At 57.9% G+C, this 25702-nt stretch carries 23 protein-coding genes and 1 tRNA gene; 12 read left to right on the top strand and 12 right to left on the bottom strand.

Translation table 11 applies throughout. From position 1 onward, the window contains the following. Positions 1–30: 30 nt before the first annotated feature. From E8K88_RS13420 to E8K88_RS13400, 5 genes are all read left to right on the top strand, one after another. Entirely contained in the window at positions 31–876 is an 846-nt protein-coding gene (locus E8K88_RS13420; RefSeq protein ID WP_136407188.1) for a symmetrical bis(5'-nucleosyl)-tetraphosphatase, read from the top strand. A 462-nt stretch (positions 877–1338) separates the two neighbouring features. Next, positions 1339–3777: an endopeptidase La gene (gene lon / locus E8K88_RS13415; protein WP_136407187.1), complete on the top strand. Its 2439-nt coding sequence runs from the start codon at positions 1339–1341 to the stop codon at positions 3775–3777. A 204-nt stretch (positions 3778–3981) separates the two neighbouring features. Then, positions 3982–4057, top strand: a tRNA-Gly gene (locus E8K88_RS13410). Between the two features lie 89 nt (positions 4058–4146). Further along, the gene (locus E8K88_RS13405; RefSeq protein WP_136407186.1) at positions 4147–4518 is read left to right on the top strand and encodes a RidA family protein; all 372 of its coding nucleotides are present in this window, start codon (positions 4147–4149) and stop codon (positions 4516–4518) included. A gap of 290 nt (positions 4519–4808) precedes the next feature. Continuing rightward, positions 4809–6275: a benzaldehyde dehydrogenase gene (locus E8K88_RS13400; protein WP_136407185.1), complete on the top strand. Its 1467-nt coding sequence runs from the start codon at positions 4809–4811 to the stop codon at positions 6273–6275. 92 nt (positions 6276–6367) lie between these two features. Here the strand turns inward: E8K88_RS13400 and E8K88_RS13395 are convergent, their stop codons facing one another. The 7 genes from E8K88_RS13395 to E8K88_RS13365 form a co-directional block, all read right to left on the bottom strand. Beyond that, positions 6368–6937, bottom strand: a complete 570-nt coding sequence (locus E8K88_RS13395) for a phosphatase PAP2 family protein (protein ID WP_136407184.1) — start codon at positions 6935–6937, stop codon at positions 6368–6370. Next, the gene (locus E8K88_RS13390) at positions 6938–7564 is read right to left on the bottom strand and encodes a response regulator transcription factor (protein ID WP_136407183.1); all 627 of its coding nucleotides are present in this window, start codon (positions 7562–7564) and stop codon (positions 6938–6940) included. A gap of 39 nt (positions 7565–7603) precedes the next feature. Further along, the gene (locus E8K88_RS13385) at positions 7604–8761 is read right to left on the bottom strand and encodes a sensor histidine kinase (RefSeq protein WP_240754531.1); all 1158 of its coding nucleotides are present in this window, start codon (positions 8759–8761) and stop codon (positions 7604–7606) included. Continuing rightward, positions 8751–9485, bottom strand: coding sequence for an MgtC/SapB family protein (locus E8K88_RS13380; RefSeq protein WP_136407182.1), 735 nt, complete (start codon positions 9483–9485; stop codon positions 8751–8753). The genes E8K88_RS13385 and E8K88_RS13380 overlap by 11 nt, the downstream gene beginning before the upstream one ends. Positions 9486–9717: 232 nt before the next feature. After that, positions 9718–11100: a magnesium transporter gene (gene mgtE / locus E8K88_RS13375; protein WP_136407181.1), complete on the bottom strand. Its 1383-nt coding sequence runs from the start codon at positions 11098–11100 to the stop codon at positions 9718–9720. A gap of 89 nt (positions 11101–11189) precedes the next feature. Beyond that, positions 11190–11537: a hypothetical protein gene (locus tag E8K88_RS13370; protein WP_136407180.1), complete on the bottom strand. Its 348-nt coding sequence runs from the start codon at positions 11535–11537 to the stop codon at positions 11190–11192. Positions 11538–11897: 360 nt separating this feature from the next. After that, complete coding sequence (locus E8K88_RS13365; protein ID WP_136407179.1) at positions 11898–12953, bottom strand: NAD(P)H-dependent flavin oxidoreductase; 1056 nt, start codon at positions 12951–12953, stop codon at positions 11898–11900. Positions 12954–13395: 442 nt separating this feature from the next. Between E8K88_RS13365 and E8K88_RS13360 the strand changes: the two genes are divergently transcribed. Both E8K88_RS13360 and E8K88_RS13355 read left to right on the top strand, forming a co-directional pair. Next, positions 13396–13902, top strand: coding sequence for a TlpA family protein disulfide reductase (locus tag E8K88_RS13360; protein ID WP_136407178.1), 507 nt, complete (start codon positions 13396–13398; stop codon positions 13900–13902). 93 nt (positions 13903–13995) lie between these two features. Then, on the top strand, positions 13996–14490 hold the full coding sequence (locus E8K88_RS13355; protein ID WP_136407177.1) for a GNAT family N-acetyltransferase: 495 nt from the start codon (positions 13996–13998) through the stop codon (positions 14488–14490). An 18-nt stretch (positions 14491–14508) separates the two neighbouring features. On the opposite strand, the gene E8K88_RS13350 is transcribed toward E8K88_RS13355, so the two are convergent. The 3 genes from E8K88_RS13350 to ispD all read right to left on the bottom strand — a co-directional run bounded on the left by E8K88_RS13350 (position 14509) and on the right by ispD (position 17079). Beyond that, on the bottom strand, positions 14509–15429 hold the full coding sequence (locus tag E8K88_RS13350) for an AEC family transporter (RefSeq protein WP_136407176.1): 921 nt from the start codon (positions 15427–15429) through the stop codon (positions 14509–14511). Positions 15430–15760: 331 nt separating this feature from the next. Continuing rightward, a complete protein-coding gene (ispF, locus tag E8K88_RS13345) occupies positions 15761–16267 on the bottom strand; it encodes a 2-C-methyl-D-erythritol 2,4-cyclodiphosphate synthase (protein WP_136407175.1) in 507 nt (168 codons plus the stop codon). Beyond that, the gene (ispD, locus tag E8K88_RS13340) at positions 16264–17079 is read right to left on the bottom strand and encodes a 2-C-methyl-D-erythritol 4-phosphate cytidylyltransferase (protein WP_136407174.1); all 816 of its coding nucleotides are present in this window, start codon (positions 17077–17079) and stop codon (positions 16264–16266) included. Before ispD ends, ispF begins: the two co-directional genes overlap by 4 nt. Positions 17080–17434: 355 nt before the next feature. Between ispD and E8K88_RS13335 the strand changes: the two genes are divergently transcribed. From E8K88_RS13335 to E8K88_RS13315, 5 genes are all read left to right on the top strand, one after another. Further along, positions 17435–18226, top strand: a complete 792-nt coding sequence (locus E8K88_RS13335; RefSeq protein ID WP_136407173.1) for a TatD family hydrolase — start codon at positions 17435–17437, stop codon at positions 18224–18226. A 380-nt stretch (positions 18227–18606) separates the two neighbouring features. Continuing rightward, the gene (lptA, locus tag E8K88_RS13330) at positions 18607–19239 is read left to right on the top strand and encodes a lipopolysaccharide transport periplasmic protein LptA (protein ID WP_136407172.1); all 633 of its coding nucleotides are present in this window, start codon (positions 18607–18609) and stop codon (positions 19237–19239) included. Positions 19240–19269: 30 nt separating this feature from the next. Further along, positions 19270–20058 carry an LPS export ABC transporter ATP-binding protein gene (gene lptB / locus E8K88_RS13325; RefSeq protein ID WP_136407171.1) on the top strand — a complete coding sequence of 263 codons (789 nt, stop codon included), beginning with the start codon at positions 19270–19272 and terminating at the stop codon, positions 20056–20058. A gap of 11 nt (positions 20059–20069) precedes the next feature. Further along, the gene (locus E8K88_RS13320) at positions 20070–21632 is read left to right on the top strand and encodes an RNA polymerase factor sigma-54 (protein ID WP_136407209.1); all 1563 of its coding nucleotides are present in this window, start codon (positions 20070–20072) and stop codon (positions 21630–21632) included. Positions 21633–21640: 8 nt separating this feature from the next. After that, complete coding sequence (locus E8K88_RS13315) at positions 21641–22924, top strand: THUMP domain-containing class I SAM-dependent RNA methyltransferase (protein ID WP_136407170.1); 1284 nt, start codon at positions 21641–21643, stop codon at positions 22922–22924. A 39-nt stretch (positions 22925–22963) separates the two neighbouring features. Here the strand turns inward: E8K88_RS13315 and E8K88_RS13310 are convergent, their stop codons facing one another. Both E8K88_RS13310 and E8K88_RS13305 read right to left on the bottom strand, forming a co-directional pair. Further along, a complete protein-coding gene (locus tag E8K88_RS13310) occupies positions 22964–23773 on the bottom strand; it encodes a YoaK family protein (protein WP_240754530.1) in 810 nt (269 codons plus the stop codon). A 142-nt stretch (positions 23774–23915) separates the two neighbouring features. Then, complete coding sequence (locus E8K88_RS13305) at positions 23916–25454, bottom strand: mechanosensitive ion channel (protein ID WP_136407169.1); 1539 nt, start codon at positions 25452–25454, stop codon at positions 23916–23918. Positions 25455–25702 lie beyond the last annotated feature (248 nt).

Here is a 25702-nt window from a genome sequence, read left to right as displayed (position 1 = left end):
GCACATTTCTCGTAATTAAGGTAGAAGATAATGGCCAAGTATGTGGTGGGTGATGTGCAGGGCTGCGATAGCGCTTTGCACAATCTATTAGAGCAGGTGGGCTTTTCTGCGAGCCGTGACCATCTTTATTTAGTCGGTGACCTGGTCAATCGCGGCCCGGACTCATTGGCCGTACTGCGCCGCTGCATGGCAGGGCAGGGCAGTATTTCGGTGATTTTGGGCAATCACGATTTGCACCTGCTTGCGCGTTATTACGGATTTAGAAAAGCCGGCAAGCGTGACACCTTGGAGCAGGTATTGCATGCACCTGATGTGGCCGATGTAATGCGCTGGGTACGCCATCAACCACTGACTCTGCAAATAGCGCTGACAGATGCGTCTTTGCTGCTGGTGCATGCGGGTTTGCTGCCGCAGTGGAGTGCGGCCAAGGCCTGTGAGCTGGCAGCGGAGGTGCACCAGGTACTGGCGGATGAAGAGCGCTGCAAAGTCTTTTTGCAGCACATGTACGGCAACCAGCCTGATGTTTGGCGTGATGACTTGGGTGGGATGGAGCGCCTGCGAGTGATTGTCAATGCGCTGACACGTTTGCGCTTTTGTTCGGCGCAAGGGCGAATGGATTTTGACAGCAACGAGGGGGCTGAGCAGGCCCCTGCAGGGCTGATGCCCTGGTTTGAAGTACCTGGCAGGCAGAGTGCGCAGGAGGCGATTGCGTTTGGGCACTGGTCAACACTGGGCTTGCAAAACCGCCCACATTTGATCGCTTTGGATACCGGTTGTGTCTGGGGCGGTTGTTTGACCGCATTGCGTTTGGAGGCGAGTCTGGCATCTCGCGAATTCATTCAAACGCATTGCGAGGCGGCGCAAACCCCGGGATGAATGGCTGCGCGAGCACCTGGCCATTTCAGATGGCGCGCAGACAGTGATGCAAATGCGCGCACGTTCTTAGAAGTCCAGATAGCCGCTGTGCTTTCTCGTGCTATTGCAATATATTCACAAAATTTGCTCGTATGATCAACAGCAAACTGGTAGCGAACATCTATATCAGTGGCGCAGTGGGCGTTTTTTAACAAGGCTGTTGCGCGACGTTGGCCGTAATTGCGGCAACAGGCCTGTCTGCATGGCAATTGGGCAGACCAACCCCGGTGCTCTGACGTTTTTAGTGATTGCAATTCATGTAAAAACAAGGGGTTGCAGACTGCTCTGTGCGCTGCTTCACTGCGGCGCTGCGATGGTTGTGATGAGGATGGCGTGCCAAGGCCGGGTGAATGCATCCAGGCCGACTCTTGAATTTCCCAGCTCTGCCCCGAACTGGCTCGTATATTTACAGGTGATCTCTTTATGACAAACCAATTCCAAGCTCAGGCAGGCTCAAGTATTACGCTGCCACTTTTGCCACTGCGGGATGTGGTGGTGTTTCCCAGCATGGTGGTGCCATTGTTCGTGGGGCGCGCCAAAAGCATCAAAGCGCTTGAGATGGCGATGGACCAGGAGCGCCGCATTGTCTTGGTGTCACAAAAGACCGCTTCCCAGGACGACCCTAAAACCGAAGATCTGTTTGAGATCGGTTGTATCGCCACTATTGTGCAAATGCTGAAATTGCCCGATGGCACTGTCAAGGTGCTGGTCGAGGGGCAGGAGCGCGCCTTGCTCAATAGCGTGGTCGAGACCGAAACCCATTTTGAAGCCAGTGTTGCCCCCATGGTGGCTGGCGAGCTCCAGGGCGAAGTTTCTGAGCTCGAAGCCATGCGGCGCGCTGTGATGCAGCAGTTTGAGCAGTACGCCAAGCTGAATAAAAAAATCCCGCAAGACATTGCCACGTCGATTGCTGGCATTGAGGATGCAGGTCGGCTGGCCGACACCATCATGGCGCATTTGCCTGCCAAGCTGGAAATCAAGCAGGAGTTGCTGCAAACCATTGATCCTGCCCAGCGTCTTGAAATGCTGCTGGAGCAATTGAGCTCGGAAGTCGATATCCTGCAAATCGACAAGCGCATCCGTGGCCGTGTCAAACGCCAGATGGAGAAAAACCAGCGCGACTTCTATCTGAACGAGCAAGTCAAGGCCATTCAGAAAGAGTTGGGCGAGGGCGAAGACGGCGCCGATATGGAAGAGCTTGAGAAAAAAATCAGCGACGCCAAGATGACTGCCGATGCACGCAAAAAAGCCGATGCAGAGATCAAAAAGCTCAAAATGATGTCGCCGATGTCGGCCGAGGCCTCGGTGGTGCGCAACTACCTTGATGTGCTCGTGGGCTTGCCTTGGGCCAAGAAAACCAAAATCAAAAAGAATTTGGAAGCGGCCGAAAAAATCCTCAACGAAGACCACTACGGTCTGGACAAGGTCAAAGAGCGCATTCTTGAGCACCTGGCAGTGCAGCAACGCGTTGACAAGGTCAAGTCGCCCATTCTGTGCCTGGTCGGCCCTCCTGGCGTGGGTAAAACCTCGTTGGGCCAGTCGATTGCCAAAGCCACTGGGCGCAAATACGTGCGCATGGCTTTGGGCGGCATGCGCGATGAGGCAGAAATCCGTGGCCACCGCCGCACCTATATTGGTGCGATGCCGGGGAAAATCCTGCAAAACCTCAGCAAAGTAGGCACTCGCAACCCGTTGTTCCTGCTCGACGAGATTGACAAACTCGGCGCCGACTTCCGTGGCGATCCATCCAGTGCGTTGCTGGAGGTGCTCGATCCTGAGCAAAACAGCCACTTTGCCGACCACTACGCAGAAGTCGATTTCGACCTCTCGGATGTGATGTTTGTTGCGACGTCCAACAGCATGAACATTCCGCCAGCGCTGCTGGACCGGATGGAGGTGATTCGGCTCTCGGGCTATACCGAGGATGAAAAACTCCATATTGCCCAGCGCTACCTGTTGCCCAAGCAAATCAGCAACAACGGCGTCAAAGCCAACGAGCTGGAGGTGAGCGAAGAGGCGGTGCGCGACATCGTGCGTTACTACACACGCGAGGCCGGTGTGCGCTCTTTGGAGCGCGAAATCTCACGCATTTGCCGCAAAGCTGTCAAAGGCATCCAGCTCAAGCAAATGCAGGCGCCGGTGCAGGTCAATGCCGAGAATTTGTCCGAATTCCTGGGGGTGCGCAAATTCAATTACGGCCGTGCTGAGAAAGACGACCAAGTGGGCCAAGTCGTCGGTTTGGCTTGGACTGAGGTGGGTGGCGATTTGCTGACCATCGAGGCTGTGACCATGCCGGGTAAAGGCCTGGTGACCCGCACCGGTTCGCTGGGCGATGTGATGAAAGAGTCGGTTGAGGCCGCTCGCACCGTGGTGCGCAGCCGCGCATTGCAGCTGGGCATTCAGCCGGTCGATTTCGACAAGAAAGACGTGCATATCCACGTGCCAGATGGGGCGACGCCTAAAGATGGTCCAAGCGCCGGAGCGGCGATGGCCACAGCCTTTGTGTCGGCTCTGACAGGCATTCCCGTGCGTGCCGATGTGGCCATGACCGGCGAGATCACCTTGCGCGGCGAAATTACTGCGATTGGTGGCTTGAAAGAGAAGCTGCTGGCGGCATTGCGCGGTGGTATCAAGACTGCCTTGATCCCTGAGGAAAACGTCAAGGACTTGCAAGAGCTGCCCGATGTGGTGCGCAATGGCCTGGAGATTATTCCGGTCAAATGGTTTGATCAGGTACTCAAGCATGCGCTGGTGCGCCAGCCTGTGGCTTTGACCGAAGACGATGTGATTGTGGCTGCCACGCCAGTGGTGACGGTCGATACTGGCAAGGGCTCGGGCATGGTCGATGTGGTCTCGCACTAAGATCCTAAACACGTTCCAAGGGCCTGTTCAAAATCTTCGCGGCTACGTGAAGAGTATTAACAGGCTCTAAAGGTGAGAGGGCCATACGGGCTGCCTGTGTATGCCTTTTGAAATTTTTTCAAAAAAAGCGTTTTTTCATCAAACGAGCGTGTTTTTTGGCATACAATACGAGTCTTGCTGCTAATCATTGATTGGTTTGCACATGCGGGAATAGCTCAGTTGGTAGAGCGATACCTTGCCAAGGTATAGGTCGACGGTTCGAACCCGTTTTCCCGCTCCAGATTCAAAAAGTCGCTTTATAAGCGGCTTTTTTTTTGCCTGTATTTTCGTTGGTATGAATCACGGGCTTATCACACCAAGGAGTTGTACATGTCCTCTCAAGCTGCGATTGAGCGGCGCCATGTAGGCGCGCGTTTGTCTGAAACCGCTGTATTCAATGGCGTGGTCTATTTGGCCGGACAAATCCCTGAGAATAACCCTGGCGCTGATATCCGCATCCAAACCCAGGAAGTGCTGGGCCATATCGACCGCTTATTGGCCGAAGTTGGCGCCAGCAAAAAAAGCATTCTGCAATGCCAGATCTACCTGAGTGACATCAGCGAGATTGGTGCGATGAACGAGGTCTGGGATGCGTGGGTTGCGCCCGGCCATACGCCACCACGTGCCACCGTGCAGGCCTTGTTGGCCAATGCCGACTACCGCATTGAGGTGGTGGTGGTCGCCGCTGTCGAAGCGGCTTGAGTGCCGCTACTGCTGCATGTAGGCAATCTCTGCAAAACCCGCATGGCTGAAGAAGCCGCTCGTATCAAGGCCTGCAATCAGGCCAATGGCAACATCTGTGGCCATAGGGTGGGCGAATGCGCGAGCTGCAGTGTGTTGGTTTAATCAAGTAACGAAACACCAAGGCAGCGCGCTGGGCCCATTCATCAGACCAGCTGGCGTGTGCATTGATTGCGATCCTGTTGTACGCTTGAGCGCTCGCACAAACCGTCAACGGCGCCAAGCCCGCGCCACATTGCAAGGAAACACGCATGAGTCAGTCACACACTTTGTTGCCCACCGCGCTTTGGCAAGAGCGCCTGTTCACCGGCGAGTGGCGTGCTGGAGCCAGCACCAGCGCGGTGGTGGAGCCCGCCACCGGCGCTGAGCTGGGGCGTGTGGCGCTGGCCGATCCGGCGCTGATTGCCAGCCAAGCTGCGGCAGCCGCGCAAGCGCAAAAAGCCTGGGCGGCACTGCCTTATGACGAGCGGGCCAAGGTTTTGCGCAAAGCTGCGTGCCTGGCTGAAGACCATGCAGACGAGATTGCCAGTTGGGTCGTGCGTGAGAGTGGCTCGATCCAAATGAAGGCCGGTTTTGAAGTGGCTGTGACGATCAAGGCTTTGCACGAGGCTTCGGGCCTGCCTTCGCGCAGTGCTGGTGAGGTGCTGCCCTCGGAGCCTGGGCGTTTGAGTCTGGCACGCCGCCGCCCGCTTGGGGTTGTGGGTGTGATTGCGCCATTCAATTTCCCGCTGTACTTGGCGATGCGCGCCGTTGCGCCATCGCTGGCGCTGGGTAATGCGGTGGTGCTCAAGCCCGATCCGCGCACTGCAGTGTGTGGTGGTGTGGCCATTGCGCGTTTGTTTGAACTGGCTGGCTTGCCTGCCGGGGTGTTGCAAGTGCTGCCAGGCGATGGCGCAGTAGGTGCTGCGATAACCAGCGATCCGCATATTGCGATGATCCACTTCACTGGCTCTACAGCAGCAGGGCGCAAAGTGGGGGAAGCCGCCAGCCGCAATCTCAAAAAGGTCTCGCTGGAGTTGGGCGGTAAAAATTCGCTGATTGTGCTGGACGACGCAGATCTGGACTTGGCCATTGCCAACACCGCCTGGGGCGTGTATTTGCACCAAGGACAGATTTGCATGTCGGCCGGGCGGGTGCTGGTGCAGCGTGGTATTTACGACAGCTTTGTGCAACAACTCACAGCCAAGGCTCGCAGCCTCAAGGTCGGCAATCCGCTGCAGGGTGAGGTCCAAATTGGCCCGTTGATCAATGCGGCGCAGCGCGACCGCGCGCTGCGCGTGATTGAGTCGGCGACGCAAGCCGGTGCGGTGCTGGAAGTGGGCGGCACGCACGAGGGCTTGTTCCTTGCGCCTACGGTGCTCAGCGGCGTCACGCCCGAGAACCCAGCGTTCCATGAAGAAATTTTCGGCCCGGTGGCAGTGGTCATTCCATTCGATACCGACGCCGACGCGGCGCGGCTGGCCAACGACACCGAGTATGGCTTGTCGATGGCGATTTTGTCGCGCGATGTAGGGCGTGCGCTCCAACTGGGCGAGTCGCTGCACACGGGCTTGCTGCACATCAACGACCAAACCGTCAACGACGAGGTGGTCAATCCGTTTGGCGGTGTGGGAGCTTCTGGTAACGGCAGCAGCATCGGTGGCTCGGCCAACTGGGAAGAATTCACGCAGTGGCAGTGGCTGACTGTTAAAGGGCAGGCCCCTGCCTATCCATTCTGACAAGAAGCACATACTGACCATTGTGTATGGCTCGACGCGATTTGGCCAGATGGTGAGAGGGAGGCTTTACCCCTTGGCAGCCCTTGGGGCTGTCAGTTGCGGCGGTTTTGGGGCAAGGCATGGGCGCTGCCAGTGCGCAGCAACAGCCATCTGCTCAGCCACGCGCAGCAAGCACCGATGGCGTAACCAACGAGCACATCGGCTGGGAAGTGCATTCCCAGGTTGATACGGGCCAGGCCGACCGCGATCACGTAGACCACCAGTGCGCAGCGCGCCAGCGCAGACACACGTGGCCACAGGCAAACGGCCAGCCACATGGCAAAAGTCGCATGGCCGCTGGGAAAGCTGTAGCGCGAATCCTCAGGCACGATGGAGTGCACGACCTGGCTGCCAAACACGGTGCCCGGGCGGGGCAATTGGAGTCCAAATTTGAAGGCTGCAACCAGGGCCATGGCCAGCACAAAGCCCAGCGCTGCAACGGCCAAAAAGCGCAGGCGCGCATGGAATTGGGCCCTGGGGCAGCGCAGCAACAACAAGGCGCAGGCCAGCGGCAGCAGCCAGACAATGTTCAGCGCACTGCCAGACAGCGAGACGGCATTGAGCACCGCATCAATGGCCGGAGAGCGCCAACTGTTAATCCATAAAAAAATGCTATGGTTCATTCACATCGCAATGCGTTCAGTAAAACGCACCAATTCTGCCAGTGAATCCATGCCCAGTTTGCGCATTGCATGGCTGCGTCGCACTTTGACGGTGATTTCGCTCACATCCAGTTGCGCTGCCACTTGCTTGTTCAGCAAGCCTTGGACCACCAGGCGCACCACGTCTTGTTCGCCAGGACTTAAGCTGTTCCAGCGCGCTTGCCTGGCAGCCTGCTCAGCTGCTTGCTGGCGCTGTGCACGGTTTTTCTCGATGCCGTGGTGAATCGCATCGAGTAATTGCTGGTCCCGAAACGGCTTGGTGAGAAACTCAAGCGCGCCGTTTTTCATCGCCTCTACGCCCATGGCGATATCGCCGTGGCCAGTGATGAAAATCACCGGCAGATCGAGTCCCAACTGCGGCATTTGGCGGTGAAAGTCCATGCCGCTTTGGCCGGGCATGCGCACATCCAAAATCAGACAGGCGGCTTTGTTGGGGCGCTCGTGGCTGAGGAACTGTGCTGTTGAGGCAAAGCTTTGTACTTGCAGCCCGACAGAAGCGAGCAAGTCTTCCAAAGCGGCGCGCACCGAGGCATCATCGTCAACCACGTAGACGATGGCATCGGCGCTGTCGGTATTGGCAGAGGTCATAAGGAGTGAAGGAGCAGTCGGCTCAAGCTCCCCATCATCTCATGCCACAGGTGCAATTGGCGCAATTGGCACAAGAAAGCGAAAGCATGCGCCCGTGCCATGGTGGTCTTCATCGAGCCAGAGTCGCCCGCCATTGGCATCGATGATGGTGCGAGACAGGCTCAGGCCCACGCCAATGCCGTCTTTTTTAGTGGTCCAAAAGGCATCGAACAAATGGTCCTTGATGCTGGGGGCGATGCCGTCTGCCGTGTCGGTGAAGCTGATCTGCACAAAGCTGCCGCCGACGAGGCTGGACTCGATCTGCAAATGCCGCCTGGTGGGCGGCACGCAGCGCAGCGCATCGATGGCATTGAGCAGCAGATTGGCCGCGACCTGCTGCACTTGCACTTTGTCGGCGTAAGCTGCCGGCAGCGCCTCCTCCAACTGCAAGGAGACGGTGATGTCTTGCAGATCCAGCTCGGCTTTGGACAAGGCCAGAATCTCCTGCAAGGCGGTGTTGATGTCGAAGGCTGCCTGGTGTGGCGCATCGCCGCGTGTCAGGCCGCGGATACGGGCGATGATGGTGCTCGCGCGCTGTGCATCAGCGGCAATGCGCTCCAGTGTTTCGTGTGCTTTGGTGACATTGGGGGGATTTTGTGTGAGCCAACGCTGGCCGGCATTGGCACTGGTCACGATGGCCGCTAAGGGCTGGTTGATCTCATGGGCGATCGAGACGGTCAAGGCCTCCATGCTTTGAATGCGCGTCATCCTGATCAATTGGCTTTGCGCTTGTTGCGCGGCCAGACGCGCTGCGCGCATTTTGGTGATCAGATAAGCGGTTGCGACAATGGTGCATAAGCTGATGATGAGGTTGACCAGACCGGCGTGCAAATCACCATGCGCGGTCAAGGCGAAACTCACAAGAATCAGAACCAAACCGCCTGCGGTACAAGCCCATAACCCACGTGGGTTTAAATGGGCCTCGATGGCCAGCAGCGTGGCGGCATAGAACACCGAGACAGCGACTTCATAGTACGTGGTGGTGTCTGCGACAAAAATGGCGACCACGGCCAAGATCGTCATTAGCCATTTGGGCAGTGACATGCGCGCCATGCTGCTCAGCTCAGGGCTGTTGGCCGGGGCTGCAGTGGCTTGCAGCCCGGTGGTGCGAACCTGCGCCGCATCGATGGCTTGTGCGCCGTGTTTTTTAACCTTCATCGCCGACCGTCCAAAATGCTTGTTTCACACCAGGCAAGGCCTCAGCCTTAGCCACTGCTTGGTCAAGTTCTTCGCCCTGCACCGCAGTGGCAAACAAGGTAAATTCAATGCGCACACTGTCCTCACCAAAATCTTCGTCTTCGACTTGGCGCGCTGGGTAGGTCGCCTGCTCGAGCAACTCCACCATTTGCTCGTGCACATCCGAGCGCACATCACGGCTACAAATCACATGCACCATGTAGAGCGCCTCGCTGTGCTCTTCGTTGAACGGGCTGCGGTTGATGCGGTTCACCACTGGGCGCAGCAAGGTGTTGCCAGCAATCACAAACACGGTGGCAATCGCAGCCTCACCCCATAAACCGGCGCCACAACAAGCCCCTACGGCACCGGCTCCCCACAGGGTGGCGGCAGTATTGAGGCCTGAGATATTCGCACCTTCCTTCATGATCGCACCCGCGCCCAGAAAGCCAATGCCGGAGACGACGTAGGCGACGATGTGAATCGGCGTTTGTGGCCCGCCGGTGATATCAAACAGGCGCACCCCCAAAGAAACAAAGATGGCCGCACCTACGGCGACTAGGGTATTGGTGCGCAAGCCCGCGGTACGTTGGCGAAATTGGCGCTCAACACCAATCAGCGCGCCAAGCACAAAGGCCATGCTCAGATTGATGAACATGATGCCCAGAGCATGCCAGTTGGTGGAGTAGAAATTGCTTTCCAGCATGGTGTCCTCAAGAATGTTTGGTGCTGGCCAGACTGGCCAGTCTGGCACAGAGTTGCGCAAGCGGCCGCGTTGGCGCAGGCTACTTGCGAGGCGATTATGGAGAGGTTCTTGGCCAGTGCCAAGCCGGTTCAGACCAAGCGCATGCCGCCTGTGTGTTCGGCGCTGCGGTCATCTGCTTGTCACACAACCGGGTATCAGTAGGGCGTTGCTGCAGTGGGCATGGAGCAGGCGCTCAGGCGCCGGTCAGTAAATGTCCCATGAAGGCGTAAGCCAGGCCAAAAAACACCACCACGCCAAGCAAGTCCATGATTGAGGTGATCAGTGGCGCGCTGAGGGTTGCCGGATCAGCACCGATGAACCGGGCTGCGAAGGGCAGCAATGCACCAATCAAACCGCCCAGCACCATGCAGATGAACATCGACAGGCCCACAATCAGCATGACTTCTACGCCAATGCCTTTGCTAAAGTAAGCCAGCACCACCTCCATCACACCGATAACCGCGCCCAGCGCCAGCACCACGGGTAATTCGCGGCGCATGACCAGCCACAAATCTCGCCAGCGCAGCTGTGTCTCACCCAAAGCCATGGCACGAATTACCAAGGTGGCTGACTGGCTGCCGGTATTGCCGCCGCTGTCAATAATCGGTGCGATAAAGGCTGCGAGAATCAAAATTTCACTGAGCATTTCTTCTTGCGCTGCAACAAAGGTGCTGGTGATGATGCCAAAGATCGTCAGGATGCTGAGCCAGAAGGCGCGGGTCGTGAAAATCTGCCGAAACGACGAGTGCGCCAGGCTGATATCGGGGCTGCTGCCAATGCTGGCATTGCCACCAAATTTGACCATATTGCGCCCACGTGCAGATTCACTGACCTCCATCGCATCGTCGACTGTGACTACACCGAGCAAAATGCCGGACTCGTCAACAATCGGCAAGGCCAGCAAGTCGTATTTGGCGATTTTCTCGGCTGTGCTTTCTTTGCTGTCGTGGGCGTGACCGACGATGCCGTGCGTTTGCATCAACTCCCCGACGCATGCCGATTCACTGGCCAAAAGCAGCTCAGGCAAGGAGACCACACCTTGCAGTTTTTTGTGCGCATCGACCACATAGCACTGGTAGATCAACTCTTTGTCCAGCGCTTCGCGGCGCAGCACTTCAATGGCCTCGCTGGCGCTTAGCTCGGCCAGCAAATGCGCGTACTCTGAGGTCATGATGGCACCTGCCGTGCCCTCGGGGTAGGCCGCCAGTTTCAGCATGTCTTCGCGCTGCGCCAGCTCGATATCGGGCAGCAAGGCCGTTTGCTCGTCGGCGCTCAGCTGTTTGAACAGGTCGGCGCGTTTGTCAGCCGGCATTGCACCAATCAGGGCAATGAGATCAGGGCGTTTGAGCGCCCGCACGGTCTCCAGCTGCTCGGGCGCGTCCAGGTAGCCGACCACATCGGCTTGGCGACGCAGTGGCAGCAATAAAAAAACGCGCAGCCGCTCTGCAGTCGGCATGGCAGTGATGCCGTGTGCGATCTCAGCGCTGTGGATGCCAGGCAGCAAGGTGCGCAGCAACTCCAGTTCGTTGGCTGCCAGCAGGCAGCCCATGGTGGATGATTTGGTGGTGTCTGTCATGTTCTTCTCCGCGTGAGGCAGGGGCTGGCCAGCGAGGCAGGTGCTGCCTCACGCCATGCATCGGGAACCGGGCCCGACAGGGCCTGGAATCAAAGGTTCACAGCGGCAGCTCTTGGGATTGCGCCGGTATTGCTGGCTGGGGCGTGCTGCGCGCCAAGGCCGGTGCTGATGCACGAAGGGCGCAGACTGGCAGCTTGCGTGATGCTGTAGCGCAAGGGCTTGGGCAAATGGAGTTGCACCCGGTGGCGGTCGGCGGCAGGCAGCATCGACAGCGCATCTGCGACGGCGCGCTTGGACAGCCCAGCGAGCGCGTGGGCAAACACGGCCTCGCCGTGGTGGTCGAACATGATTTTCAAGGCCGCAGGGCGGTGTGATGCAATGGCCGCCCGCAGAGAAACTTGCAGGTGCTTGCTAGGGCGCAGTTGTTGAAACAGCATGAAATACTCCTTGAGCTTCAGGCTCTTGGAGTTCAGCCCGTCTTAGGTGAACAACGCAGCGCCTGCAAAGCTATGGGGTGTGTGAAAAACGCTTGGTCGCTGAGTTGGCCGCATCGGGCCAATTCGGGTCTGGGTCCACGGTTTTCTCCTGGGGTTAAAACATGGCTTGGATCAATCCTGCAATGCCTGCAGGATCAATGAGAGGCAAGCCAACTAAAGGGTAATGGGCAGGTTGATCCTGCTCATCACAGGGCGCAATTGTGCGTGGAACACGCACGCAAGCCAAGCGCGCATTGGCATCGCGATTGGCTACCAATAGATGGCCAAGGTATACGAAGGTATAGCGCCGCGTACAGCCTGTTACTGCAGCGCGGCTTGTCCCAAGTGCTCGGTGATCACCGCTGCCGACTCACTCGACAGCAGCTGGTTGTTCTGGCCTGACCATAGCGGTGTGAAGTCCCCCAGTCCCTGGGCCTCGGCATGGCTGCGCAACGGCGCGATGGCGCTGCTGGCCAGTGGGAAGGCCGGTATGTCCGCATCCTGTGTATTCAGGGCTTGTATGGCCCGGTTGACAATGCCACGCGCTGCGCCGCCTGTGAACGCACGTGTCAAGGCGGTGTGCCTGGCCGCCGGTGACTGCAGCGCCTGGCGGTGCACGGCGCTGGTTTGCGCCTCGGGGCTGAGCAAATAGGCTGTGCCCACTTGCACGCCTGCAGCGCCCAAGGCCATCGCAGCGCGCACCGTTTCTACACTGGCAATACCGCCGGCGGCGATGACAGGAATGCGCAGCGCCTGCACCAGTTGGGGCACCAACGCGAAGGTGCCCATTTGCAGGCTGGTATCGCGGCTGAGGAAGTGGCCGCGATGGCCTCCCGCCTCCAGACCTTGGGCGATGACGGCATCAGCACCATGTGCCTGCAGCCACTCGCCTTCTGCCACGGTGGTGGCGCTGGCAATCACTTGGCCGCCCCAGCTTTTGATTTGCTCGACCAAGGCGGCAGGCGGCAAGCCAAAATGAAAGCTCACCACTTGCGGCTTAAAAGGCGCTATCAGATCGGCCAAGGCCGCTGTGAACGGCTGGCGGCCTGATTGCAGCCCAGGTATCGCTTGGCTATCGAGCCCCAGTTCTTCGTACAGCGGCGCCAGGGCCTTGTGCCAACGCTGCTCGGCTTCTGCAGTGATGGCAGGCTCACTATGACAAAAGAAGTTGACGTTGATGGCGGAATCTGCGCCCAGGGATTGGCGCAGGGCTTGCAGGTTCTCTTGCAGGGCCTGGGCGCTCAAGGTCGCGCATGGCAGTGAGCCTAGGCCGCCTGCTTGCGCAACGCTTAAAGCCAGGCGGAAGTCTTGCACGCCCGCCATTGGGGCTTGAATGAGCGGGTAGCGCAGGCCTAAATGTTGGAAAAATGGATGCATCACATGGGTTCCTTTTAATAGAGCTTGGGCAGGCACTGCCATGGTTGGCGCGTTTTTGTGACGTGCTGCGTGCAGCAGCCGAAAGCCCACTTCATTCTAAGAGCCTGTTCAAAGTCTCGACGCAGTCGCGCTAGGCACACAAACGGGGATGTGCATAATGGGCAACGCCGCAGTGCGCTTTGGTGTGCTTTGCCCTTCGGGGTGGGGCCCAAAAGGCGCATGGCTGGTAAAAATACTTGTCCGACAGATAGCCAGACTGCGGCTTTTGCTGCGCATTGCATCCTTTAGGGCTTCAACGCGGCTGTGTAGAGCGGGGTGAACAGGTTCTACGCAAGTGGTATAACACAGCATCTGCGCACTGCATTGTGCCCTTTTGGCGCTGCATTGCATTGTCGGCGTGCCTTTTTATAGAGCACGGATTTTTGATTTTTCTTACCCTCTCATGCATTACCGCACTGTGCGCTATCTGTTTGCTGCTGCCCTCGTGCTGGCCGCTGCAGCTGTGGCCTGGTTCACACTGGTGCGCCAGCCCGCGCCTGCCTCTGAATTTGTCTTGCTAGACGGCTCACGCCAGAGCATGCAGGCCTTGCAAGGCAAGGTCACGATGGTGAATTTCTGGGCCACCAGTTGCGCGCCTTGCGTGGCTGAAATGCCTGGTTTTGCAAGCACTTACACGCAGTACGCCGACCAGGGGCTGGAGCTGGTGGCTGTTGCGATGTCCTACGACCGGCCCGATCATGTGGTCAATTTTGCGCAATCGAGGCAATTGCCGTTCAAGGTGGCGATCGACAACACTGGCCAAGTCGCTAAGGCGTGGGGCGATGTGCAACTGACACCGACCACTTTCGTCGTGGACAAGCGCGGCGCTATTGCCAAAACCTACGTGGGTGTGCCTCAATTGGACGACTTGCACCGCCTGATTGAGCGGCTGTTGGCTGAATCTGCCTGATCAGGCATGGCATTTACTGTATAACATTCAATTGAGTTGGGCCTTGGTCCGCTGCCATTGTCGTTTTTTACCTACCTACCAATTACCCCAGTCATGGAGTCTCCCCCCAATGTCGTGATTCGCGCGGCCCAGAGTTCAGAGGATTTTGACTTGGTGCGCGAATTGTTTGACGAGTATGCAAGCAATCTGTCAGTGGACCTGGCCTTCCAAGACTTTGAGCAAGAACTCAGCAGCCTGCCAGGTGAATACGCGTGGCCAGCTGGCTGTGTGATGCTGGCCTTTGTCGATGACCAATTGGCAGGCTGCTGCGCGTTGCGCCCGCTGGTCAATTCGGACTATTCGAATGCCTGCGAAATGAAACGCCTTTACGTGCGCAAATTGTTTCGCGGTTTTGGCTTGGGGCGCAGTCTGGCACATGCGGTGATGGAGGCGGCACAATTGTCGGGCTATTCATGCATTTTGCTCGACACTCTGGATGAAATGGATGCTGCCCGGGCCTTGTACGAAGAGTTGGGCTTTTACGAGATCGCGCCTTACTACTACAACCCATACCCAGGCGCCTTTTTTCTCAAAGCCGACTTTTTCTGAGTTGTCGTGGCCAGGCGCTTAGCGCGTGAAATCCACCCCCAACCACATCATCCACAGTGGCAAGCTGATTATCGTCAACAAGGTTTGGGTGGTAATCAAGGTCGCCATCAAGCGGGCGTCACCGCCCATTTGCCGCGCCATGATGTAAGCATTCGGAGCGGTTGGCAAACTGGCATAAAAACACGCGGCGATGGTGGTCGAGGGCTCCACGTTCAGCAGTTGGCACAGCAGCCAGGTCAAAGCTGGCAGCACCATCAGTTTCATCGTATTGGTCACCAAGATGGCCACTGGCCTTGCGCCTTCGAGCCGAAACACCAGCCCGCCGCCAACGCACAGCAAACCCAAACCCAGTGCCACATTGCCCAAAATACCCAAGGCGGTTGCCAGTGGCGTCCAGATGGGCAGATCGGTGGCGTTATACAGCGCGCCAGCGACGGTGGCAACAATGATGGGGTTGCGCACGAGGTTGCGCAGCACCGATCGGGCTGTGACTTTTTTGCCACTCCACCATGACAGCGCGACCACGGCAACCACATTGACCAAGGGCAGAGCAATTGCCAAGGTCAGCATGATCAGGCCTGCAATGTGGTCGGTGAACACCAGGCCCGCTACAGCCAGACCGAAATACGTGCTGGGGCGCGTTGCGCCCTGGATCACAGAAGAGCGCGCCGGATCGGGAAACTGGCGTGCGATGCGCAAGCCAAGCAAGCACAAGAGCAGTACCGCAGCCATCGGCAGCGTGACCAGTAAAGTCAATGACTCCAGGGCTGAGGCATCGATTGTGAGCTGGGCCGTATTCAAAAACAGCAATGCTGGAAACGCCACATAAAAGCTGAACCACTCCAAGGCCGGAAACAGGCCTTCAGGTGGATGCGGTGAGCGCTTGATCCAGACGCCCAGTGCAATGATCAGAAAGATCGGAATGGTAGAGGCCAGCATGCGGGACGTGCTCTAAAAACAATAACTCAAAGAAAGGCGCTGAAGAGAGACTTGGAAGTCGCGCTTAGAACCTGTTTACGATCTTTTCACAGTCGCGCAAGGCACAAAAAAGAGGCAGTGTAAGGCGCCTGTTGCCGCTCATACGTCTGTATGAGCAAAACGGGCAACGCAGCAATGCGCTTTTTTGTGCCTTGCCCTTCGGGTTGGAGCCCAAAAGGCACGCTGCTTTGTTAAAAATCCTCGCCGGGCAGATAGCCCGACTGCGGTTTTTGCCGCGCATCGTATCCTTTTGGGTTCCAACGCGGTCTGTGAAAAGATCGTAAACAGGTTCTTAGGCTTTTGCGACCAGCAAGACGACTGCGCGCGCCTCCATCGATTCACCACGGCCTACTGGGCCGAGTTTCTCCGCCGTTTTGGCCTTGATGTTGACCTGTGTGAGTGGCAAGTCCAGTGCTTTGGCGACATGTGCATTCATCGCAGGCATATGGGGTGCGAGTTTGGGTGCCTGGGCAATGATGGTGCTGTCCAGGTTGCCAATCACCCAGCCGGCCGCTTGCACGCGGCGGTAGGCTTCTTGCAGCAGCACGGTGGAGTCGGCTCCCTTGAACTCAGCCGCAGTGTCAGGGAAGTGGCGGCCAATGTCGCCCAGGCCCGCCCCGCCTAATAAGGCATCGGTAATGGCGTGCAGCAGCACATCGGCATCGGAGTGGCCCAGCAGGCCTGTGGTGTGCGCAATCGTGATGCCGCCCAAGATCAGTGGACGTCCTGGCACCAAAGCATGGGTGTCCCAACCTTCGCCAATGCGAAAGAGTGGGGCGGGATGTGTGGTCTGTGTCATGGCGTTGTGGATTCTGTGGAGTTGGGGGTGTGGCGCGCTTGGCGCGCCATCAAAATGGCCTCAGCCAAAGCGAAGTCTTCTGGGTAGGTGACTTTGAAATTCTGCGCGCTCGAGTGCACCAGCAGCGGCGCATGGCCGAGCCATTCAATCGCACTGGCCTCGTCGGTAATCAGGCCCAGGTCGGCTTGTTGCAGCGCGCTGCGCAGCATACCCAGGCGGAACATTTGCGGCGTGTGGGCCAGCCACTTGCCGCTGCGGGGCACAGTTTGGGCCACACGCGCTGCGGCAGGCTTGGGGTGGCCCTCTGCCAATGGTTGGCAGCGTTGCTCTTTGAGCGTGTCTGGCAAAGGCAGTGCCAGTAAACCGCCGACCGCATCGTGCTGGCAGGCGCTGATCAAACGGGCAATCCACTCTGGTGTGATCAGGCAGCGTGCTGCATCGTGCACCAGCACCCAGTCATGGTCTTGCGCCCCCCAATGCTCGGCAAGTGTCTGCAAGCCGTTGCGGACCGAGGCGGCACGGCTGTCGCCGCCGACGGCGAAGGCCTGGGTCCTGGCGACATGGTTTTCAGCTTGCTGGGAAAAAACAGCATCATCTGGTGCAATCACCACGGCTGTGCCCGCGATGGCTTGCACTTGCGCAAACGCCTGCAAAGTGTGCGCCAGCACACTGCAGCCGACAAGACGGTGGTATTGCTTGGGCAAAGGGCGGCTGCTGGTTTGCTGGTCCGCGCGCAGGGCGCGCTGGCCAACGCCAGCTGCGGGAATGACGGCCCAGATTCTGGGTGCTTGGGGTTCAGTGCGAAGCGGCATGCTCGCAATTGTAAGTAGGTCTGGTGGGCGGCGGTGTCAACCTGGCATTGGCGCAGTTTCACACGCTTAGGCGCCGGCGCTTCAGTGCTACATTGCAGCCTGGGAGCGCGTTGCAAAACGCCCTGTTGCTGCCTGAGTGCGGTTTGCTTTGCAAGACTTTTTGGTCCATAGCGGCGGCGATGGTCTTCAAAAGATGCCTCGCAGCCCATCTCGATGCTGCACGCATTCCTGCTGAGAGGATTTTGCTGGCTTTCCTTGTTTTTGCGCCACGTTGGCGCATTGATGCCGCCCAGGCAATGGCTTGTTGGAGCAGACCCTTGGCGACGTTGCCAATGCACGATATACAACACACTATATGCAATTGATTGATATTGGGGCCAATCTGACCCATGAGAGTTTTGATCGCGACCGCGATGCGGTCATTGGGCGTGCCCGCGCCGCAGGGGTCGTGCGCCAAATCATCACCGGTGCGACGGTGGAGCATTCCGAGCAGGCCTTGGCCTTGGCGCTGCAGTACCCAGGCGAGTTGTTTGCCACTGCGGGCGTGCACCCACACCACGCCAGTGACTACACGCCAGAGTGCGATGCGCGCCTGCGTCAGCTGTGCCAGCATCCTGCAGTGGTCTCGGCAGGCGAGTGTGGATTGGATTATTTTCGTGATTTCAGCCCGCGCCATGACCAGCAGCGGGCCTTTGAGATGCAACTGCAATTGGCAGTGGATTTGCATAAACCGCTTTTTTTGCACCAGCGTGATGCCCATCAGGACTTTATGGCCGTGATGGCGGGCTTTACAAACCAGCTCGGTCCCGCTGTCGTGCATTGTTTTACCGGCAGCAAAGAGGAATTGTTTGATTACCTGGACCAAGACTGGTATATCGGCATCACCGGCTGGATTTGCGATGAGCGCCGCGGCGCGCACCTGCGTGAATTGGTCAAGGCCATTACTGCCGAGCGTTTGATGGTGGAGACCGACGCACCTTATTTACTACCACGCACCCTCAAGCCCATGCCCAAGGACCGCCGCAATGAACCGGCTTTTTTGCCACATATTGTGCAAGAGATTGCGCGTGAGCGTGGTGAGGACTGGCAGGCTACTGCGGCTGCCAGTACCCGTGTGGCCAATGTTTTTTTTGGTTTGCAGCCGTAGCGGTCAACTTTCAAGTATCTGTCAATGATCGCTTCTTAAAAGCAATTAATTGTCTTAAAAAGACAAAGATGGAACTTTTTGTAGACAAGAGTGCGCAATTGCAGGGGATTGAGTTATACTCTGGTACATATGGACAAAAAAGTGTGTGGTTTTTATCCGTACACAATGGTGTTCAGACTAGGTACCACTAATCGATAGCTCTGTGATGGAACTTTTGATGAGTGACAGATTCCTAAAAGAATCGTTTGAAAATTTGCGAGAACTATCCAAGATCCCCTCTCACCCCCGCTACCCAGCGGGGGTTTTTTTATGCGTAACGCACTGCCGCTGATATTCCCATAATAGAATGGGATATTGTCGACAGCAAGAATCATGCCGTTATGCGTAATTTATTTTCCCTCATAGCTTTATGCGCCGCTGCTGCCACTTTCAGCAGCGCTTATGCCCTCGAGAGTGATCGTGACCAGCCGATGAACATCGAGGCCAACGCGATGCGCCATGACGATGTGAAGCAAGTCACCGAGTTTTCGGGCTCGGTGGTTGTGACCAAGGGCACGATCATTTTGCGTGGTGACACCCTCACTGTCGAGCAGCGTCCCGACGGCAGCCAGTTTGGCGTGGCCCTTGCCAATGAGGGCAAACGGGCGTTTTTCAGCCAGCAAAAAGACACGCCCAAAGGTGCGCCGGTGGAAATCATGGAGGCGCAAGCCCAGCGCATTGAGCATGACACCAAGGCCAACACCGTGCGCTTGCTAGGTCAGGCGCAGCTGCGCCGTTTGGTCAATGGCCAGTTCAATGATGAAATCAATGGCGCCGAGATTCTGTATTTCAGCAATACGGGCATGTTCACTGTCGATGGGGCGGCTCGCAATACAGACTCCGCGGGGGGCTCAGGCCGTGTGCGCGCAGTCATTGGTGCCAGTACGACCAATAAAAATACGCCCAGCCCTGCAGCGCCTGCCAGTGGTGCAGGCGCGGTGGAACTCAAGCCTAGCTCATCGTTGAGTCAGTAAACAGCCAGCGACGCGATGGGGAAAAGCAGTATGTCCAATTTGTTCGACTCTCCCGCAGGTGCGGCGCAGCGTGAACAGGCCTCCAGTTTGCAAGCCAAACACCTGAAGAAAACCTATGGAGGACGCACGGTCGTCAAAGATGTCTCGTTGGACATCCACAAAGGCGAAGTGGTGGGGTTGCTCGGGCCTAATGGCGCAGGTAAAACCACGTCCTTTTATATGATCGTGGGCTTGGTGCGCAGCGATGGCGGTGGTATTTTTATCGATGGACAATCAATTGCCGACATGCCGATTCACAAGCGCTCACGCTTGGGTTTGTCCTATTTGCCGCAAGAGGCCTCGATCTTTCGCCGCCTGACGGTGGAGGAGAATGTACGTGCCGTGCTGGAGCTGCAGATCGACGAACAGGGCAAGCCGCTGCAACGCAAGGAAATTGGCATCCGCACCGAGCAGTTGCTGGAAGAGCTGCGTGTTGACCATTTGCGCAACTCACCAGCCTTGGCCCTGTCTGGCGGTGAGCGCAGGCGGGTGGAAATTGCCAGGGCATTGGCGACCAAGCCCCGTTTTATCCTGCTCGATGAGCCGTTTGCCGGGGTCGATCCGATTGCGGTGATGGAGATTCAGCGCAGTATTGCATTTTTGAAAGACCGTGGCATTGGCGTCTTGATTACCGACCACAACGTGCGTGAAACGCTGGGTATTTGTGATCGCGCGTTCATCATCAGCGAAGGCTCGGTCTTGGCGCATGGTTCTGCCCAAGAGATCATTGAAAACCCAGATGTGCGCCGCGTATATTTGGGTGAAAACTTTCGCATGTAATGGCAGCGGGCATCAAACTTGGCGTGTCGCTGCGAACTTCGCAGAACCTGGCCTTGACGCCGCAATTGCAGCAGTCGATTCGGCTGCTGCAACTCTCCACGTTGGAGATGCAGCAAGAGGTCGAGCAAATGCTCGACGAAAACCCGTTCCTGGAAGTGCAAGACGAGAGTGCCGAAGCCGAAAGCTTCGGGCTCGAGCGTGCCGATGCCCCAATCTCCACAGGCGACCGGGTCTCAGAGCGTGAAGCGCAAAGCGCCAGCAGCGATGAGCGCGGCGATGGCGATAGCGCCAGTGATGTGGGCGATGCCGCCGAGTTCGATGCCGGACCCAGTGACTGGGAGGGCGATGGCTCAGCCGATCTCTCGCCCAATGATGGCGAGTGGGGCGGTGATGCGCCAGCGCGCGGCAGCGGCCACAGCGAGGAAGAGGTCGATGCGGCCGATATCAACAGCGCCCATATTTCCTTGGCCGACCATCTGCATACGCAAGCGGGCGAGTTTTTTCTTTCGCCAGTTGAGCGCTCGGCGCTGCACTTTTTGATCGAGTCGCTCAACGAAGATGGGTACCTAGAAGACTCTCTAGAAGATTTGGCTCTGCCATTGGCGCGCAGTCTGGCAGAGGTTGATGAGTTGTTGCACCATTTCCAAATGGCACTGAACCTGCTGCACACGATGGAGCCGGCGGGCGTAGGCGCGCGTGATTTGGCGCAATGCCTGCAACTGCAATTGCGCGCCTTGCAGCGCTCGGAGGACTACAGTGGTGACATGGCCCAGCTGGACTTGGCGATGCAGGTCTGCGCGCAGCCGCTGGAGCTACTGGCCAGGCGCGACGTCAAGCAATTGTGTGCAGTGACCCAGGCCAGTGCGGATCAAATCCGTGCGGTGCTGATCCTGATCGCCCGTCTGGAGCCTAAGCCGGGCAGGCGCTTTGCCGATGTGGATCGCAACATCATCGTGCCCGATGTGATCGTGCGCCCGCTCAAGCGCAGCGCCAACAACCGCGAGTTCACCACCCGTCTCAATCCCGATGTGATGCCGCGTTTGCGTGTGCATGATGTGTATGCCAGCGCGATGCGCAAAAGCAACGGTGGCCAAGAATTGCAACAGCGCTTGCAAGAGGCACGCTGGTTCATCAAGAATATCCAGCAGCGCTTCGATACCATCTTGCGTGTCTCGGAAACCATTGTGGAGCGTCAAAAAGACTTCTTCATTCGTGGTGAGATGGCCATGCGCCCCTTGGTGCTGCGTGAAATTGCTGACGAGCTTGGCATGCACGAGTCGACCATTTCGCGTGTGACTACGGCCAAATACATGGACACGCCCCATGGTACGTTTGAGCTGAAGTATTTTTTTGGCTCAGGGCTGGAGACCGACTCTGGCACCAGCACCTCGAGTACCGCAGTGCGGGCCTTGATCAAGCAATTGATTGCCGCTGAGAATCCGCTCAAGCCGCTGTCAGACAGCAAGCTGTCTGACCTGTTGAAAGAGCAAGGCATCGAGTGCGCCAGACGCACCGTTGCCAAATACCGTGAAGCCATGCGCATTGCGCCGGCGAATTTAAGAAAGAGTTTGTGAGTTTATCAATGCCACCATCCCCTGCTGTGAGCCGAGAGTTAGCTGGCTTGGCCTTGTTTTTGCCGTGTGCGGCGCAGACCGAAGCGCTGCTGGGCGACGAGGTGCGCAGCATTCTGGCAGCGCCTGATTTGGACATTGAGGTCCAACGCGGTGGCGTGCGCGTGCAAGTGGCCAGGCATGCCCTGATGGAGGCGGTGATGCGCCTGAATCTGCACAGCCGCATGGCCCAGCGCGTACTGATCGCGCTGCGGCAAGATTTCTACCGAAGCGAAGACGATGTCTATGCGCTGGCCTCTGGCATCGCCTGGGAGCAATGGTTTGGTGTGAACAAAACCATCAAGGTTGATGTCACAGCGCACAATAGCCCGCTCAAAAGCCTGAACTTTGTTGCCTTGCGCCTCAAAGACGCCGTAGTTGATCGCTTTCGCAACCTCAACGGCAGCCGCCCCAGCATCGATACGCACCACCCCGATGTGCGCATTCACCTGCATTTGGATGCCGAGCAAGCTTTTATCTCGCTCGACACCAGCGGTGAGCCCTTGTTCAAGCGCGGCTGGCGTGAAGACAAAGGCGATGCGCCATTGAAAGAAACCTTGGCCGCGACGATGATTGCCGCCAGCGGCTGGGACCCCAAAGGCACGCTGCCCTTGTACGACCCGTGCTGCGGCAGCGGCACGATTGTGGTGGAAGCTGCGCAAATGGCCTGCGGTATTGCGCCGGGCTTGCAGCGGCGTTTTGCGTTTGAAAAATTGCAGGGCTTTGAGCGCGCAGCCTGGCAAGCGCTGTGCGCCGAAGCCAGGGCCCAGCAGCGCACACCGACGGCTGCTGTTTTCGGCAGCGATATTGCGCACCGCATGGTCGATTTTGCCAAACGCAATGCCGAACGCGCAGGCGTTGGGCAGGTGGTGCAACTGCGTGGCGGTGATGCGCTGCAGCGCATGCCGCCCAGCGATGTGCCTGGCATCATGTTGCTTAACCCGCCCTATGGCACACGGATTGAGGCCGCTGGTCAGGGCGGGCGCAATATGCAGCAGCGCCGTGACATGGGCTTTTCGGCGCGTGAATTCTCGGATGGTGACGATGGTGCGGCTTTTTTCCAAAAGCTGGCCGCGCACTGGAAAGGCCACTACGCAGGCTGGACTGCGTGGTTGCTCACGCCCGATATGAAGTTGCCCGGCAAGCTGCGCTTTAAAGAGTCGCGCCGTGTGCCGATGTGGAACGGCCCGATTGATTGCCGTTTGTTCCGCTTTGATTTGACGGCGCGCAAAGTGCAGCCAGACCAGGCGCAGTAACAGACCAGGCTCTGGTTGGCGCTGGTGCGCTGGTCGCTATTACTGGCGCGGTTTGGATTTGGCTTTGCCATGCTGCCCAAGCCAATAGCGCCAAGCTACGCGGATGTCGTAGCCTAAGGGCGCAATCGCCAATACGATCAGCAAGGCGGCCAAGGCCAGCGTGAAACCAAAGCCAATGCGGTTAAACGCCCAGGCACCGGTCACGCCGCCGATGAAAAAGAACAGCAGCAGGGCCGTCAGGCTGATGATTTGGCGCTGGTTGGCCCTGATGGCGCTGCGCCCGTCGCTGAACTGCGAGCGGTTCCAATACAGCATCTTGCCCAGCTCCACGCCCAAATCAGTGACCGTGCCTGTCACGTGGGTGGTGCGAATCGGGCTGCCACTGAGCTGGGTCGCGACGGCGTTTTGCACCCCCATGATGAAGCACAGCAACAGCACCGTGACAGGCACAAACAAGGGCGAGAGCACGCTGTGCAATTGCGCGCCCATGACGCCAAACACAATCAGCAGCATGGCTTCAAGCATCAGCGGCATGGCGTATTCACTCTCTAGGCGGTGCCTGCGCGCATAACTGACCATCACCGACGTGCAGGTGGCCCCCAATAAAAATGCCAGCAAACCACCCAAGGCCGCCAATGCCAGGTCATAGGCGCCCAGCAGCAGCGAATCGGCCATGTGTGCGACGATGCCAGTCATGTGCGAGGTGTATTGCGCCACCGCCAGGAAACCGCCAGCGTTGGTGGCGCCGGCGACAAAGCTGAGCGTCAGGCTCAGCAGCAGGTTGTTGCGCGCAGTACGGGTGCGGCCTGTGAGTTGTCGCGCATGCCGCCAGTAAGACCTGATTTTCACAGTATGGGCCGAAAAGTGAAATGAGGCAGCCAAAGCTGCCAAAGCTGCCAAAGCTGCCAATGCCTGCCATTGTGCGCGCTGGCGCACTTTAATGCCAGCGCCCTGTGCTCGCCTGCAGTCGTCCAGGGCGCAGGCCTGGCAATTACTTTTTCAGGTATTTGTCCAGCCAGTGCTGGGTCAGCTTGCTGGCCGCTTCGCGCCCACCCAGACCAAAGGCCAAGGCGACGGCAACAGCGACAGCGCCCAGCACCAAACCAAAGCCGAGGTTGATGATGTCATCGGCAATGCCCATGGCCCGCAGACCCATTGCCAACACCAGTGCGATGATGGCGATGCGGACAATGCGGGCTGGCACGCGGCCACTGCTGGGATTGGCGCGCACAATCGCTTTGGCAACCACATCTGCCAGCCAATAGCCAACCAGCAAGATCACGCTGCCCAGCAACACGTCGCTGCCAAAATCGATGAAGACCATCAACAAGTCGCGTACGCTGTAGAAACTGAGCTGGTTGGCCGCCTCCATCGAGGCGAACAGCATGATGAAAAACCAGGCCAGACGTCCCAGCCACGCCGACGGGCTTAGCGTGTAGGCGGGTGCATGCGTGGTGTTTGAGGTGGTGGTGTCGGTATCCAGCGCGGGATAAAGCGGTTTGTCTTCGTCGTCTTGCTCGGCTGAGCGGCACTGCAGGCCCAGTCTGGCAGGCAAATGGTCAAAGCCCAGATTCTCCAGCAAACGCGTGACCAGATTGCTGACCAATTTTCCGACATACCAAGCCAGGGCCAGAATCAGGATGGCCGCGAAAATATTCGGCACAGCATCCATGAATTGCGCGAGCATGCCCGCTGCGGGGTCAGAGATGGCTGAGATCTCCAGCGCATCCAGGGCCGCAATGGTGCTTGGCACCAGGACAAAAATAAAGGTCAGGGTGCCCAAGAGGCGCGAGATGCGTACATCAGCAGGCAAGCCCAGGCTGCTGCCCAGGCGGTCTGCACCAGCGGCGCTTGCCAGGTTGGTGACCAGGCCATGCAGGACTTTGGCCAAAAGCCAGCCGGCCACACCAATCACGGCCGCGGCAAAGATATTGGGTAGGCTGCCGGTGATGCGCTGTGTCAGGTCAGTCAAAGGCGCAGCCAGCCCTTCAATGCGCAAGGCTGCGACGATGGCCGGCAGAAACAGCAGCAGCACCAGCCAGAACACCACATCGCCCAGGATGGCACCAATCGGCTGGACCCCGGCGGACTCGGAGAGTTTCTCATCGAGCTGCGTGGAATCGGTGAGTTTGTTGATGCCCAGCCTGAGCACCACCGCCAGTACCCAGGCTGTCAGCGCCAGAATCCCTGCGAGCAAAATGCGTGGCAGATACAGCATGATTTCAGAAGCAAGGCTGGCAAATGGCTGGTACAAGGCTTCAAAGCGCAGTGTGCTTAGCATGGCCAACAGCGTCAGCAAAAGTACGAACCAAAAACCAATATTGGCCACAATGTTGGTGTAGCTGATCGGGCTGAGGGTTTGCTGGTTCAGGCGCCGGTCCAGCCCGATGGCCAGCAGGGCTTTGCGAATTCCGGCCTTGAGCAGCAAGGCCAGTACCAGACCAACTAACAAGATGGCGATGGCGCCCAGCATCAAAGGCAAATAACCACCCAGGCTGGCTTGCAATTGGTCAGTGAAGGAAGGGGGCATAAAAACTCCTTGCTTAAAGTTCACATACACGCAGGCATTGCACCAGGCGCTCCAAGCGCCTGTCTACGATATTTCCATTCTTGCACAAGGCATAAGTAAGAGGCAGTGCAAGGCGCCTGCTGCCACTCACACAGGCACACAGGCGCTTTTAAACCGCCATTGTTGCCTTGTGCGATGGCGTCCGAAAGGATGAACAGGCTTTGAAACAAAGGGCTACCAATGATGGCGTTGATTGTGCCCAATCTGGG

The organism is Lampropedia aestuarii (genome assembly GCF_004803635.1).
GTDB lineage: Bacteria > Pseudomonadota > Gammaproteobacteria > Burkholderiales > Burkholderiaceae_C > Lampropedia > Lampropedia aestuarii.
Note: the sequence above shows the minus strand (reverse complement) of the source record. Positions and strands in the feature narration are given on the sequence as shown.

Bases quoted from the DNA above. Each gene is read 5' to 3' on its own strand.
- lptB (WP_136407171.1), top strand. From the start codon at position 19,270: ATGTCCAATTTGTTCGACTCTCCCGCAGGTGCGGCGCAGCGTGAACAG.
- E8K88_RS13405 (WP_136407186.1), top strand. From the start codon at position 4,147: ATGTCCTCTCAAGCTGCGATTGAGCGGCGCCATGTAGGCGCGCGTTTG.
- E8K88_RS13360 (WP_136407178.1), top strand. From the start codon at position 13,396: ATGCATTACCGCACTGTGCGCTATCTGTTTGCTGCTGCCCTCGTGCTG.
- E8K88_RS13335 (WP_136407173.1), top strand. From the start codon at position 17,435: ATGCAATTGATTGATATTGGGGCCAATCTGACCCATGAGAGTTTTGAT.
- E8K88_RS13390 (WP_136407183.1), bottom strand. From the start codon at position 7,564: ATGACCTCTGCCAATACCGACAGCGCCGATGCCATCGTCTACGTGGTT.
- lon (WP_136407187.1), top strand. From the start codon at position 1,339: ATGACAAACCAATTCCAAGCTCAGGCAGGCTCAAGTATTACGCTGCCA.
- lptA (WP_136407172.1), top strand. From the start codon at position 18,607: ATGCGTAATTTATTTTCCCTCATAGCTTTATGCGCCGCTGCTGCCACT.
- E8K88_RS13395 (WP_136407184.1), bottom strand. From the start codon at position 6,937: ATGAACCATAGCATTTTTTTATGGATTAACAGTTGGCGCTCTCCGGCC.
- ispD (WP_136407174.1), bottom strand. From the start codon at position 17,079: ATGCCGCTTCGCACTGAACCCCAAGCACCCAGAATCTGGGCCGTCATT.
- E8K88_RS13355 (WP_136407177.1), top strand. From the start codon at position 13,996: ATGGAGTCTCCCCCCAATGTCGTGATTCGCGCGGCCCAGAGTTCAGAG.
- E8K88_RS13305 (WP_136407169.1), bottom strand. From the start codon at position 25,454: ATGCCCCCTTCCTTCACTGACCAATTGCAAGCCAGCCTGGGTGGTTAT.
- E8K88_RS13380 (WP_136407182.1), bottom strand. From the start codon at position 9,485: ATGCTGGAAAGCAATTTCTACTCCACCAACTGGCATGCTCTGGGCATC.
- E8K88_RS13400 (WP_136407185.1), top strand. From the start codon at position 4,809: ATGAGTCAGTCACACACTTTGTTGCCCACCGCGCTTTGGCAAGAGCGC.
- E8K88_RS13350 (WP_136407176.1), bottom strand. From the start codon at position 15,429: ATGCTGGCCTCTACCATTCCGATCTTTCTGATCATTGCACTGGGCGTC.
- E8K88_RS13365 (WP_136407179.1), bottom strand. From the start codon at position 12,953: ATGCATCCATTTTTCCAACATTTAGGCCTGCGCTACCCGCTCATTCAA.
- mgtE (WP_136407181.1), bottom strand. From the start codon at position 11,100: ATGACAGACACCACCAAATCATCCACCATGGGCTGCCTGCTGGCAGCC.
- E8K88_RS13370 (WP_136407180.1), bottom strand. From the start codon at position 11,537: ATGCTGTTTCAACAACTGCGCCCTAGCAAGCACCTGCAAGTTTCTCTG.
- E8K88_RS13315 (WP_136407170.1), top strand. From the start codon at position 21,641: ATGCCACCATCCCCTGCTGTGAGCCGAGAGTTAGCTGGCTTGGCCTTG.
- E8K88_RS13385 (WP_240754531.1), bottom strand. From the start codon at position 8,761: ATGAAGGTTAAAAAACACGGCGCACAAGCCATCGATGCGGCGCAGGTT.
- ispF (WP_136407175.1), bottom strand. From the start codon at position 16,267: ATGACACAGACCACACATCCCGCCCCACTCTTTCGCATTGGCGAAGGT.
- E8K88_RS13420 (WP_136407188.1), top strand. From the start codon at position 31: ATGGCCAAGTATGTGGTGGGTGATGTGCAGGGCTGCGATAGCGCTTTG.